The 12,473-nt window shown below is 52.3% G+C and carries 14 protein-coding genes and 3 tRNA genes; 12 read left to right on the plus strand and 5 right to left on the minus strand.

The window, feature by feature from the left end:
* Positions 1-74: 74 nt before the first annotated feature.
* From J2I46_RS02655 to J2I46_RS02665, 3 genes are all read right to left on the minus strand, one after another.
* Positions 75-1,193, minus strand: coding sequence for an alpha/beta hydrolase (locus J2I46_RS02655; RefSeq protein ID WP_207327375.1), 1,119 nt, complete (start codon positions 1,191-1,193; stop codon positions 75-77).
* Positions 1,194-1,286: 93 nt separating this feature from the next.
* On the minus strand, positions 1,287-2,315 hold the full coding sequence (locus J2I46_RS02660) for an LLM class flavin-dependent oxidoreductase (RefSeq protein WP_207327376.1): 1,029 nt from the start codon (positions 2,313-2,315) through the stop codon (positions 1,287-1,289).
* A gap of 159 nt (positions 2,316-2,474) precedes the next feature.
* The gene (locus tag J2I46_RS02665; RefSeq protein WP_207327377.1) at positions 2,475-3,584 is read right to left on the minus strand and encodes an ATP-grasp domain-containing protein; all 1,110 of its coding nucleotides are present in this window, start codon (positions 3,582-3,584) and stop codon (positions 2,475-2,477) included.
* A 301-nt stretch (positions 3,585-3,885) separates the two neighbouring features.
* Between J2I46_RS02665 and J2I46_RS02670 the strand changes: the two genes are divergently transcribed.
* The 12 genes from J2I46_RS02670 (at position 3,886) to J2I46_RS02725 (ending at position 10,747) form a co-directional block, all read left to right on the plus strand.
* A complete protein-coding gene (locus J2I46_RS02670; protein WP_207327378.1) occupies positions 3,886-4,206 on the plus strand; it encodes an SH3 beta-barrel fold-containing protein in 321 nt (106 codons plus the stop codon).
* A 115-nt stretch (positions 4,207-4,321) separates the two neighbouring features.
* Entirely contained in the window at positions 4,322-4,939 is a 618-nt protein-coding gene (locus tag J2I46_RS02675) for a hypothetical protein (protein ID WP_229379591.1), read from the plus strand.
* A gap of 69 nt (positions 4,940-5,008) precedes the next feature.
* Positions 5,009-5,266 carry a hypothetical protein gene (locus tag J2I46_RS02680; protein WP_207327379.1) on the plus strand — a complete coding sequence of 86 codons (258 nt, stop codon included), beginning with the start codon at positions 5,009-5,011 and terminating at the stop codon, positions 5,264-5,266.
* Positions 5,267-5,304: 38 nt separating this feature from the next.
* The gene (locus tag J2I46_RS02685) at positions 5,305-5,877 is read left to right on the plus strand and encodes a hypothetical protein (protein ID WP_207327380.1); all 573 of its coding nucleotides are present in this window, start codon (positions 5,305-5,307) and stop codon (positions 5,875-5,877) included.
* A 144-nt stretch (positions 5,878-6,021) separates the two neighbouring features.
* Positions 6,022-6,330 (plus strand): hypothetical protein, encoded by a 309-nt coding sequence (locus J2I46_RS02690; protein WP_207327381.1) that lies wholly within the window; start codon positions 6,022-6,024, stop codon positions 6,328-6,330.
* A 7-nt stretch (positions 6,331-6,337) separates the two neighbouring features.
* Positions 6,338-6,538 carry a hypothetical protein gene (locus tag J2I46_RS02695; protein WP_207327382.1) on the plus strand — a complete coding sequence of 67 codons (201 nt, stop codon included), beginning with the start codon at positions 6,338-6,340 and terminating at the stop codon, positions 6,536-6,538.
* Entirely contained in the window at positions 6,535-7,257 is a 723-nt protein-coding gene (locus tag J2I46_RS02700) for a hypothetical protein (RefSeq protein WP_207327383.1), read from the plus strand. The genes J2I46_RS02695 and J2I46_RS02700 overlap by 4 nt, the downstream gene beginning before the upstream one ends.
* Positions 7,250-7,990, plus strand: a complete 741-nt coding sequence (locus J2I46_RS02705; RefSeq protein WP_207327384.1) for a PD-(D/E)XK nuclease-like domain-containing protein — start codon at positions 7,250-7,252, stop codon at positions 7,988-7,990. Before J2I46_RS02700 ends, J2I46_RS02705 begins: the two co-directional genes overlap by 8 nt.
* Before the next feature lie 5 nt (positions 7,991-7,995).
* A complete protein-coding gene (locus J2I46_RS02710; protein WP_207327385.1) occupies positions 7,996-10,185 on the plus strand; it encodes a DNA cytosine methyltransferase in 2,190 nt (729 codons plus the stop codon).
* Between the two features lie 136 nt (positions 10,186-10,321).
* Positions 10,322-10,395, plus strand: a tRNA-Met gene (locus J2I46_RS02715).
* 13 nt (positions 10,396-10,408) lie between these two features.
* Positions 10,409-10,475, plus strand: a tRNA-Val gene (locus J2I46_RS02720).
* 199 nt (positions 10,476-10,674) lie between these two features.
* Positions 10,675-10,747, plus strand: a tRNA-Asn gene (locus J2I46_RS02725).
* A 496-nt stretch (positions 10,748-11,243) separates the two neighbouring features.
* On the opposite strand, the gene J2I46_RS02730 is transcribed toward J2I46_RS02725, so the two are convergent.
* On the minus strand, positions 11,244-11,915 hold the full coding sequence (locus J2I46_RS02730) for a glycoside hydrolase family 19 protein (RefSeq protein ID WP_207327386.1): 672 nt from the start codon (positions 11,913-11,915) through the stop codon (positions 11,244-11,246).
* Positions 11,916-12,167: 252 nt separating this feature from the next.
* Positions 12,168-12,473: a hypothetical protein gene (locus J2I46_RS02735; protein WP_207327387.1), complete on the minus strand. Its 306-nt coding sequence runs from the start codon at positions 12,471-12,473 to the stop codon at positions 12,168-12,170.

Consider the following 12,473-nt stretch of genomic DNA (forward strand, 5'->3'; position numbering starts at 1 on the left):
ACAGCCGGAATCCCCTGAAAAAAGGTGGTCGTCGTATCGGAGACTGATGTCAGCAGATACGATGACCACCTTTTTTAGTACGTGGCCGTGGCTAGTTCTTCATGTATCTGATGCACAGGCGAATTGGTGAAGAACAGCCAGCTTATGGCTTTGGGCAGTTCAATGCTCCACCGCTTCTCTTCGTGCAGGCCATCGGGATCGATCGATGTCTGGAGATACGAACAGGCTTCTGCCACACACCGCAAATTGCGTTGAAAGCGCGTCAGGCTGGGCACCATATACGTGGATTCCGATTCACCGCCGTAGAGGTACACTTTGGTGTAGCGTTCCAGTTTTCGTTGGGCGGCAGCCCTGTAGACGCCCGGCGAAATCCAGAGAGCTGGCGAGAACACCAGCCAACGACCGAATACATCCGGATAGAGTAGTCCGGCCCAGATGGTAATGAGGCCACCTAATGACGAGCCACCCATACCGGTGTGGGCCGCATCAGACAACGTGCGGAAGTTAGCATCGATAGCCGGTTTCAGCGTATTCACCACAAAGTCCAGGTACGTTCTTCCCTCGCCCAGCGTTGGCTTCACTTTCTCAACCGTATACTCACGTAACCGGCCTTCACCCGCGTGGTCAATAGCAACAACGATAACACCGTGGTGCTTACGGGTGGCCAACTGGGCCAGTCGACATTCAGTTAGCCACGAGCCATATCCTTCGCCTTCACCCAGCAGGTTCTGGCCATCGTTTATGTAAAGTACCGGGTAGGCTTCACCGCTGGTTTCGTAATCATACGGTAAGGCAATCTGCACCCGACGGGGCCTATCGCAACCCGGATACTCAACATATAATGTTTGCTCAATCGGCAGGAAAGCTGAATTGATGGATGACCCATCCCATTGCCAGTAAGGCACTTCATCCTGAACAGCCGTTGTTGACCGGGCAATACGCCGATTGTCTGTTAGCTCACCCTGTTCATTTAATTCAAGACCACCCTCTCCGGCCCGATAGTATTTGTATTCGATGGTCTCTGGCCAGCCTTCATCAACGGGCAGGCCGATATTGTAGCGGCCATCACCGGCCGGATGGAGTTGCAGGGTATCAGTATCAGTAGCCCACCCGCAAAAATTGCCCGTAACAAAAACGGGACGATCGTCGTGGGCAGGCGTATATAAGTCAAGATGAAGTGTATGCGTTGTCATATTATGATAACCCATTACGCCAACCAATTGTCTCTTGTCATAGCAAATAATGTACCTACGGGTAGATCGATCCAGGTACGTTATCATGCCCGGTTAATTAGCTCGAAGCAGGGGCGCAACGTGTGTACCGATCAGTTCTATTGACCGAAGGAGCTTATCGTGGGCCAACCCGGCGTTATCCATCTGAAACGTTACCCTGGAGATGCCGCCAAGCGACTCACTGTGCGCGCGAATCTTCTTGGCTACCTCGTCTGGTCCACCAACCAGTAAGGCCCCTTTCGGGCCGATCTGCGCATCGAACTGGGAACGGGTTACGGGTGGCCAGCCCCGTTCCCGACCAATCCTGGTCATGGTTTCGGCATAACCGGCGTAGTAATCATCGATTGCTTCAGCCGTTGAGTTGGCTACGTAGCCGAGTGAGTGCAAACCTACCTTCAGCTGATCGGGCGAAAAACCCGCTTTTTTGCCAGCAGCCCGGTACAGGTCGACCAGGGGGCGAAAGCGGTGGGTTTCGCCCCCAATGATAGCCACCATTAAGGGCAACCCCAACGTACCTGCCCGCGCAAATGATTCGGGTGTTCCGCCAACGCCCAGCCAGACTGGCAACTCTGCCTGCAAGGGCCGGGGATAAATGGGCTGGTTTCGCAAAGGAGCGCGGTACCGACCCGACCAAGTGACAAACTCGTTTTCCCGGATGGTCAGTAACAACTCCAGCTTCTCGATAAACAGCTCATCATATTCCTGAAGGTTAAACCCGAACAGAGGAAACGCTTCGACAGACGAACCACGACCAACCACCAATTCGGCACGGCCCTTCGAGATCAGATCGAGCGTGGCAAAGTTTTGAAATACCCTGACCGGATCGGCAGCACTTAAGACAGCCACCGCACTGGTCAGCCGAATAGTTTTGGTTCGGGCGGCGGCAGCCGCCAGAATAACGGCCGGGGCCGAATCCAGAAATTCTTTGCGATGATGTTCACCAATACCAAACACATCGAGGCCAACCTGATCTGCAAACTCGATCCGTTCGAGCAGCTGACTCATGGCATCAACCGCACTAATTACGTTGCCACCATCATTACTTAGCATGGCCGAGGCAAAGCTATCGATTCCAATTTCCACGTTACTAACTCCTGTTGGTTGTTGACCGATAAGGCATTTAGGCCTTGTTCAGTTCATTATCACCGCAGCTCCCCTATCTATCTGACCACAAAAAAACGGTTCCTGCCCAGCGCGTTACGCCAAACAGGAACCGGGAGTCATGTCGACCAGAAAATCGGCTTATTTTTTCTTCTTCGGCTTATCTTCTTTGGCCACTTTGTCAGACTTCGCCTCCACTTTCGAGTTCTTCTCGGCTTTCTTTGGCTTCAGTTCTTTCACGGGTTCGCCCATAGCAACGGGAGCTGGCGGCGATTTCTTTTCCGCCTGCGGCTGAATCAGGCCTGAACCGGCAATAGAACCACGCACGAACGTACCCCAGGTCAGGTTATCTTTTCCTTTTTGCACCTGTTTGGCGCGCTCAATGGCCATGTTAGCGGCGGCTTCAACTACCCACTCAAAGTTCGACTGACCAACCGAGTTTACATCAGCATCAGGCGCAGGGTTGCAGAAGTCAATCGCGATGGGCACACCGTCGCGGACGGCAAACTCAACCGTGTTGAAATCATAACCAAGGCCATGGTTCAGCTTCAAGACGTAGTCTTTCATGGTGGCCATCAGCTTCTTACCCGCGTCGCCAGTGGTTTTCATTTCAGTTGCATACCGCAGGTGATGCGGGTTGCGCGGTTCGTAGGGCATGATCAGCACGTCTTTTCCGCCGATACAGTAGCAACGGAAATAGTCGGTGAAGTCGATCGCCTCCTGATAGAGCATCACCAGTTGACCGGTTTCGTCATACGCCTTGAACATTTCGTCGGGATTATCGACTTTGTAGACGCTTTTCCAGCCGCCACCCGAGTGTGGTTTCATGAACGCCGGGAAGCCGATACGGTTAAAAATGGAATCCCAGTTCATGTGCTGCAGGTTCGAGAACGATTCATGGCGAGTGTCATCGGGGCGCTCTTTCGAGGGCAGCAGTATCGTTTTGGGCACCGGAACGCCAAGGTGTACGGCCAGCGCGTTGTTGAAGAATTTCTCATCGGCACTCCACCAGAAGGGGTTATTCACCACGGCAGTGCCGGTAAGTGCTGCGTTTTTGAGAAACGCTTTGTAGAACGGAACATCCTGCGAAATACGGTCGATGATCACGGCGTAATCGGTAGCTACGCCCTGCTCTACACGATCGATCGATACGAATTCGGCTTGAAAATCAGACTGTTTTTCGTTCACACGATCAACAAAGGCGTGCGGAAACGAGCGTTCCATGCCGAAAAGGATACCTATTTTTTTCATGATATTGATTATCAGTTAGTTGTGATCTGTATAACAAACATCAGCTACAACAATACTACAACATTATTGTTTTTTGCTGTTCTGGTGTGCGTCGCAAATTGGTCAGCGATGACTGAAAAGACAAACAAGCTTTGCGAACGGGACACACTGCTCACGAAATAGAATTGACATAAATACGTACACGCAGTCCATAACCTGCATAAAATACGAATAAACACTAATTTACAAATATTTATGACCCATTACTTGACATTAATACGAACTATTACGAACTTTGACAAGTCAATAATAGATCAATACGATGTTAAATCAATCTGGTACTCGCAACGCCGCCCTACGCCTCGCCTGGCAATTGGTCAGGAAAAGCGCCCTCAGCTTTGCTGACGCCCAGCGCGCCGCCTGGAAAGCCATCCGCTTAAAAATTAAGCTGGCCACCACTGCCGCCGTTGATTTCACCTACCGCAAAACAGACGGCTCCATTCGTCAGGCCCGCGGCACCCGCATGATTGACTACACGGCCACCTCCACGGCCCCCGTCACTGATCTAACCGTACGGTATTTCGATCTGGACGCAACAGGCTGGCGCTCCTGCCGGGCCGACCACATTCTCGCAATTCTCTAATCGTTCATTTTTTCACCCAATAACCAGTAGCCCAATCATGGCAAAGCAGGAAAAAGAAGTAGACGCCAAAACGCTGGAAGCATTCCAGAGCGCGCAGGTAGTAAAACCGTATCAAATGATACACGAGGGTACGGGCGAAGTAGTAAGCCGGTACAAGTATTTGGAGGGCCACCCGCGCCAGTACCGTTTCGACGCCAAGGAAGGCGTTTTTAACATCAACGGAGCCGAAAAACTCGGCCGGACGCTGACGTTTCAGCCCATCGCCTGGCGCATTTTCACGGATAATATCCTGAATATGGGTACGAAGAACTGGGCCGAACTCTTCTTCATCGACGAAAAAAACTGCGTCTCGGCCGTTCTTTTTCACGGCTATTCGGTAGACAATATTTTCCGGCTTATTGAGCCACTGTACTACGATGATTTGACGCTGGCCGACGTGGTAATTACGGCCATTGCCGAGAAGAAGGAGAATAATAAAATTCAGCCTAAAGGGGTCTATTACATCGCCAATTTCTCCTATAAAATGGCTAATCCGGAGAAGTCAACGGAGCTGAAGCTTTTCGCCACGGACTACAAGATTTTCCGGCAGGAAACGCTCACTGACATTGCCAACATCAAAACGGCGTACAATTTCTACAACCCGTTTTCTCACGCAGGGGCGTACGAACTGGAACCCGGCCAAATGCCACCGCTACCGCCCGTAGAAACAGACGCCGATCAAACCCCGGCCTAATTCTCCCTCCGTTTTTCATCGTTTACCCGCCCGGCTCCTACCTCGGGGCCGGGCCAACTATCCAACGTGATGCCTTTTCGCACCAACACACCCGAATTTATTCCGGACCCCGAAACCCACGAGAATGATCTGGCCGAACGCATTGAAGACACCGCCCGCCAGATTGTCTCCCGCCTCGATATGGCCGCTTACGCCGCCGATCCGGCCGCCGCCATTACCACCGCGTACGACGAGGTAGCCCTGAACGCCGATCGTTTCTACGCAATGATCCTCTTCGATTCCAGCTTTCGGGCGGACATCATTACCAAGTTTTCGCAAGTCGATTAATTCATAACCCGGCCAACCGGCCACAACTATATATCAAGATGAACTTAACAGAACGATTCAACGCCGCCCAAGAACTGGCAGGCCGCTACGTGGCCACAGACTTACGGCTAAAAGTGATCAGCGACGCTAAACGCCAACTGCGCCGCCCTAGTACTGAGTTTACCTCCACGGCCGACGTTGAGGCCTACGAACAGGCGCAGGCCTCGTTTGAACAAGAATACGCCACTTTCGACCGGGAACAGGCCGAACTGGAAGCATGGCAGAAGGGTCAATTAGCTACGCCTACCGGGCTGTATGCCCTGCTCGTTGGCGATTATGACGAAGATTCCCCGGTAATATCCATTCGCGTAAACGGGTATCACGTCTACGCCGATGAGGGGCAAATCACTCTTTCACCCGAAAATCAAGCCAAACGGGAGCCGGATTATTCAATCGGTACGGACTACACCGAAGCAAAGTATATTCTGCAAAGCGCCCGCCAGCTTACCCAAGCGGAATGTGGCTCAACCCTTTCCGATGACGAGACCTCGCTTTTTTTCTTCATGGTAGTCCAACTGATGGCTACTACCCGGCTTACCGCTGCCGTCAACCGGCTTACTCCAAACTACTAATCATCACCCGCCGGGAACGTACCTGGCAGCCAATCTTACCCGATTAAATTTTTGGTGTGGATAGAAGCAGTAAGGGTCGGGGCGTTGCTCCGGCCCTTTCTACCAAGTCCTGCCATGCACGAATTCTTAAATCAAGCTTTATACATGAACGCTAGTCAAATCGTAGTTGGCACGCCCGTCATTTATTGGGCGGTTATTGATCAAGATAGTCGCCGGTCTCATCCGACTAAAACGGAGATCACCTCCGAGGTTTGGGCACTGGGTTCGGGCGAACAGGTATGTAAGGTTAAAGGCATTACGGGTGGCGTCGCCATTTCGCACCTTGATCCAATTTCCCCTGGCTCATTGATGGCCGCCAGATTACAGGGTTGCAAGGACGTCTCAGATCAAGACTTTAAAGACGAGAGTACGAAGTTTTTTGGCGACCGTGGCGTTCAAGCCACCTTCTACTAATCAGTTTATGAACAGCACGGTTATCAAACCCGGCTCTCGCGTATCGGTACGAACAACCAACAAATACGACGAGACGAAGATCTACACCGCTACGGCCGTCAAGTGGAAGGCAAGCGGTCTACTGGAAATAGAGCCAGATGAGCCGCAGGCCAATGGCAAAAAGACCAAATCCGTATCAGCTAACAACGTTAAACTCATCAAACAGTGAAGAAACTAATAGGAATCCTCTACAGTGCGCCAATGGTTCTGGCGCTGCTGGCAGACCTCAAAACGCAGACGCGCCGTATAACCGGGAAGCTGAAGCTTATTAACGAGAATCTTTCCTACGACTGGAAGCTCTCAACGGAACGCGTCATTCTGAGAGACGCCAAAACTAAGCAGGAACGCTGGCGTACGGTATACCATTTCAACGCGACAGGCATCAATACTATAGCCATGTTTTGCCCGTACGGTGAACCGGGCGATGTGCTTTGGGTACGGGAAACGTTTGCGCAGTGTATAGAAAGACAGGCTCCCGTTACTTATCCTGACGATTATATCTATCGGGCAGACGAGGGTAACCATGACTGGCCACACGGCTGGAGTCCCTCGCTCCACATGCCCTACGTGGCCTGCCGGATCTGGCTCGAAGTTGTCTCGGTCCGTATCGAACGGCTACAGGAAATTAGCGAAGCTGATGCCATAGCCGAAGGGATTGCCTCGACGCCGGTAACGATAGCCTGTTCAGGCTCCAGTGTCGAATATCGCTACCAGAATTACCTGCAACGTCATGACATCAACCACCCGTTGCACCGTTGGACCCACACCGCCCGCCACTCCTACCAGACGCTATGGGCCAAACTAAACGGCCGCGATTCGTGGGCAGCGAACCCGTACGTGTGGGTCGTAGAATTTAAACGCATCGAAGAGCCAGCCAATAATGACTAACGAAGCCTACCGGGCCGTTATGGCCTACGCCAACTCTGACCTGGGCGAGTTGGCCCGCCTCCGGATGCCGACGCTGGGTCCGGCCCACAAACCCGAAAAGTCGAACGCGATCAACCCGAAGGCCGCCGCCTTTGGTACCACGTTCCACACGATGATTCTGGAACCACACCTGCCCATCGATTGGAGCCAGCATCACGTTACCGAACGCGATAAACTCAATCAGATGCAGGCTGCGTTCCTGAAATCCGTAGCCGACAGTGATACTTACGATCTGAGTAGCGGGTTTACGTCGGTCGAAAAGTCGCTATTCTGGGAATGCCCCAACACAGGCCTAGCCCTCAAATGCCGGATCGATGCGCCGCATTACTGCTTTAAGGGGACGTACCTAATTGACCTGAAAAGTACGTCATGCTGGACGGCACAGCAGTTTTTCGAGACAATCATGCAGTACCGATACGACTGTCAGGCGGCCTATTACCTCGACGGTTACGCGGCCTGCAACGAGGGCGAAGAGGTGAACTTCCTCTTTATCGGCGTTCAGAAAAACAAGCCCTTCAACGTCTACTACGTCGATATGTCACAGAGCGAAGAACGGCGATGTATGATCGAATACGGCCGGATGAAGAATCGGCGTCTCCTGCGCGATGCCTATGACGAATCGCTCAAAGCCGACGGCTGGCGGCCGAGCAGCTGGAGCCGAATTCAGCAAACAGTTCAACAACATCCTATCTGATCGCCATGAGTAATCGAACTATCAAAAAACCAGTTATTGTGCCTGAGCTCGTCAGGCTGATTGTCGTAGATAGCTTCTGCGGGGCTGGCGGCTATACTGAAGGCGTAGAACAAGCCTGCGACCGTAACGGCAACCGCTATGCCGTCGTTGTTGCTGGCATCAACCACGATGCGTTAGCTATCGCTTCTCATATAGAAAACCATCCCGAAACCACTCACTTTGTAGAGGATGTTCGGGATAAAAAGCTTCCCCGCAAAGTACTGGCTGTCGTGCGTCAGGCCCGAAAAGTGTATCCAAATGCAAAGCTGCTGTTTCACGCCTCGCTTGAATGCACCAACTTCAGCAACGCCAAAGGAGGAAAGCCCCGCGATGCCGATAGTCGGTCACTGGCCGAGTTCATGCCAGCGTACCTGAGCGTATTAAAGCCCGATATCTTCACCGTCGAGAACGTTCGGGAGTTTATGTCCTGGGGGCCACTTGACAAAAACGGTAAGCCCGAAGACCGTAAAAGGGGGAAAGACTTTGTAAAATGGTATCAGGGTATTGAAGCTACTGGCTATCGGTACGACCACCGGCTACATAATACGGCCGATTTTGGAGCCAACACCTCACGCACCCGGTACTTTGCTCAGTTCGTCAAGCCTGACATGCCGCTGGCGTGGCCCCAGCCCACGCACGCTAAGAACCCCGCCAAAGCGGATATGTTCGCCCACCCGCTGAAACGGTGGAAACCAATTCGAGACTGCCTGCAATTGGACCAAAAAGGGCAATCGATTTTTCGCGCTAAACCACTGTCCGACAAAACGTACGAGCGCATTTTCGAGGGGCTTATTCGGCATGTTGGTAATGGCAACCGGGCTTTCCTCACAAAGTATTTCACCGGAACGGGTATGAACTACGGAGTTGATCAGCCCGCCTCAACAATTACAGCCGTTGACCATAACGCGTTAGTGTCAGTCGAACCATTCATGGCTCGCCTGTTCGCTACGGCGTCAAACAATCATGGGACGTACCCAGCTTCTCAGCCAGCGACGACTATTACAACGGCCGACGGACACGCCATGGTAACCCCTGAGCCATTTATATCGAAATACTTCTCGGGCAGGCCTCAAAGCAAGAACTACGGTATCGATGAACCTGGCCACTGTATAACAACGGTCGATGGGCAGGCAATTGTTAGCCCGCAGCCTTTCGCCATGACCTACAACAGCGGGTCGCCCGAGAACCGGGTAAAGAGCCTGGACGAACCGGCGCAAACGTTACTGACTGAAAATACCATTGCGTTAGTATCATCGGAGCCTTTTTGTATCAAGTATCACAGCACTGGCCATAACACGTTTCCCGCCGATCAGCCATGCAGCACGCTGCCGACAAACGATAGCGTAGGTATTGTTCAAACGGAACAGTTCATTAACCTGTCTTATACGCAGGGTAAGCGTGAACAATCGATTGAGGAGGCATCAGCAGCTATTACCACCGTCCCCAAGCATCAGCTTGTTTCGGCCTTATTCATCGATCAGCAGTACGGGAAGTCAAAACCGGTCGGCATCGATGCGCCGTCGCCCTGCCTAACCGTGAACCCACATTGTGCGTTGATTGAAGCCTTTGTCGCTGATCCGCAATGGGGCGGGCATTCCCACAGTTTGGATGCTCCGGGCAACACGATCATTGCCCGTCAGGATAAAGCGCCTATCTCGCTCGTGCAAGCTGAGTTCATTACGCAGCGGAATGGCGATGAGTTGCGGAATTATCCACTTGATCAGCCAGCGCGAACCATTACGACAACCGGCGGGAACATGGAACTCGTCAGCCCGCAGTACGTAATGAATACCAATTACACCAATGTAGGTTCCAATCTGGATGAGGCATCAAAAACGATTACGGCCGACCGGCACTGGTCATACTTAATGACGGCCGAGAAAGGTTTGCAACCTGTCATTCTGGTGTTTGAAAGCGATAGCATCTGGGTACGTCGAATAAAGGCGTTTATGGCTGAATATGGCATCGCTGATATTCTGATGCGGATGCTGTTTGTTCTGGAACTGAAACTGATACAGGGCTTTCCGGCAAACTATGTACTGAAAGGGTCTCAGACTGATCAGAAGAAATTTATCGGAAACTCGGTACCGCCCCCGTATGTAAAAGCATGGATAGAAGCGATCTGCCAAGCGTTTGACGTCGAATTTGCTTTATGACACAGACCACGCCCCTTCTTTGGCCGGTCGGTTATCCCCGAACCCGTCACCCAGCACAAAAAAGCCGCGACCTCACCCGTTGTGCCTTTTTATTGATTGAATTTTGAATCTTATAGATAACATCTATATTTGCCTCGGCGAGTTGGAAAAGATGGTTAATTCGTCAGCCTCATAAGCTGAAGATCGCGGGTTCAAGTCCCGCACTCGCTCCTAAAAGAATGCCGGTGCCGTAGAAGAGGGGTACTTCGTTGTGGACGACGTTGCCGCTGGTTCGAGTCCAGCCCGTATTGGGGTCTCCCAATTCGGTAGCTCAGTTGGTAGAGCACGTAAATCTCCCTCTTCGCCTGTTGCCCGGCATTTTTACGCTTATCGTATACGATTTCAAGCCACGTTTATCGAATCTAAACGGGCATCATAGTAGCCATTCAGAACGCTTGCCCGTAGCGGTTACTGCACAGCAAGTTGCTGACTAAGTTCTGAGAGTAAGAGGGATGATTAGCTCAGTTGGTAGAGCGCTTCACTGTTAATGAAGATGTCCGTGGTTCGAGTCCACGATTATCCGCGACATAGGTTTGCAAGTAGGCATCTGGAATCAAGGCCCTAAAATGAAACTTGCGGTGTTAATGGCTGCTTTAGCACACCTAAAAAGCTAAGCAGCGACACAGCGTAAACGTCGATATTGGTTAGCGACGCATCGGCAGGTCTGATGTCCGTGAGGTTGCTGGTTCGATTCCAGCTTACGCCACAACCCAACAAACAGACCCCGATCGGTCAATAGTAGCTTACGTGTCGCCTATCGAATGGGCTAAATTCGATGACAACCGGGAAAGACAGGAAACTTGCGCTTAGGAGCTTCACCTAAGAGGGTTGCAGGGAATCAGTACACTAAACGGCGAGGTTGATCTGACGACAGGAAATAGAACCTGTGACCGACTGAAAGTAGTTAGCCCCGAACCAATTACGATTCGGGGCTTTTTTGTGGAAAACTAGATGCTTCACAAAAAAACCGCAACCCAATCAGGTGCGGCTTTTTAATTACTCAACGTTATGAAAGATCGTTAGGCGATACCTAACACCTTCTTGCAGTGCTTCAGGTTCGCCAGTCGTTCGGTAAAGCCATTCATCCCCCCGTTAATCCGGCGGGTGATCAGCGCGCACACATCGTCGTCATCTTCAATCACGCCCACCTTGTCGGTCAGCGCAATTCTGGTTAGCCCCCGGCTGTTCCAGTACCAGATGCCAACTTTTGGCGCTACGTCGGGCCGGGTGGCCAGGTCAGGATTTCCCACCAGGTCAACACCGATTGATTTACCGCAGGCCTCGTAGTTATCCTTTAGCGTCAACTGAATCCAGCTCCGCCCCCGGTACCGCCAGCCGTCACCGCTGGCCGCGTTCCCGTTCCCCGACATCCCCGCATACACGATGTTGGCGATCATTTCCGGGTTTGCCTTGTGGGCGGCCGTCCGGCAGTACAGTTCGGCCTGCGCGGGCGTGATCCGCACCCTCGTTTGGTTGAAGGTTGCCAGCGCTGCTTTAGGAGTGTAGTTGAGGTTTTCCGATTGCCGGGTCAGGTTCTGGCTCTCGTGCAGGATCTGGGCTAGGTAGTGCGCGACCGCGACCGGCTCGACAATCTTTCCCCATGTCAGTGAGTCGTTAAGCGGCGTCAGGTACGTTGCCGCCAGCTTGGCTGATCCGCATAGCTGGGTTAGTTGGGACAGGGTTAGTTGCATGACAATGGAGTTAATGCAGTTTATGGAATACGGTTTAGATCAACTACCAGCTGTCGCCGCTGCCTTCGACTACCGATGCCAAAAAAGGCCCGTTTGGCAGCATAAGCCCGCGCTATACTATCGACCTGGGCTTTATAGCCCCTATGATACCCGGCTGCCAGTACCAGACCAGGACGCTCTTCGCGCAGATCTTTTAGCTCCAGCAGGCGGCGGGTTATGGCCGCATTTTCAGCGGCACTATAACACGCCGAATCACCTGCGGAGCGAGTCGGCGCTGTCAAACTCTGCGAGTAGCTGGCGGTTAAGCGCAGTACGCATAGCAGGAGGCATAGCAGCCACCGCAGCGGCAAACTGTTTGGTTTTTTCATGGCTTTTTTTGGTAATACTATCGGCGTAAGCGTACGCTGCCGCCTCTCTGGTTTTTAGGGTGGCGACGGCAGCGTTGGCTTTTTCTTTGTCGGTCTGCTCACTATCGGCGCGCCGGCATTGCTTGATGCCGAATACCAGCGACACGGCCAGAAGCGTGAGCAGGATGATAGATTGAAAGTTGATTTTCAT

The sequence above is a fragment of the Fibrella forsythiae genome, assembly GCF_017353175.1.
GTDB lineage: Bacteria > Bacteroidota > Bacteroidia > Cytophagales > Spirosomataceae > Fibrella > Fibrella forsythiae.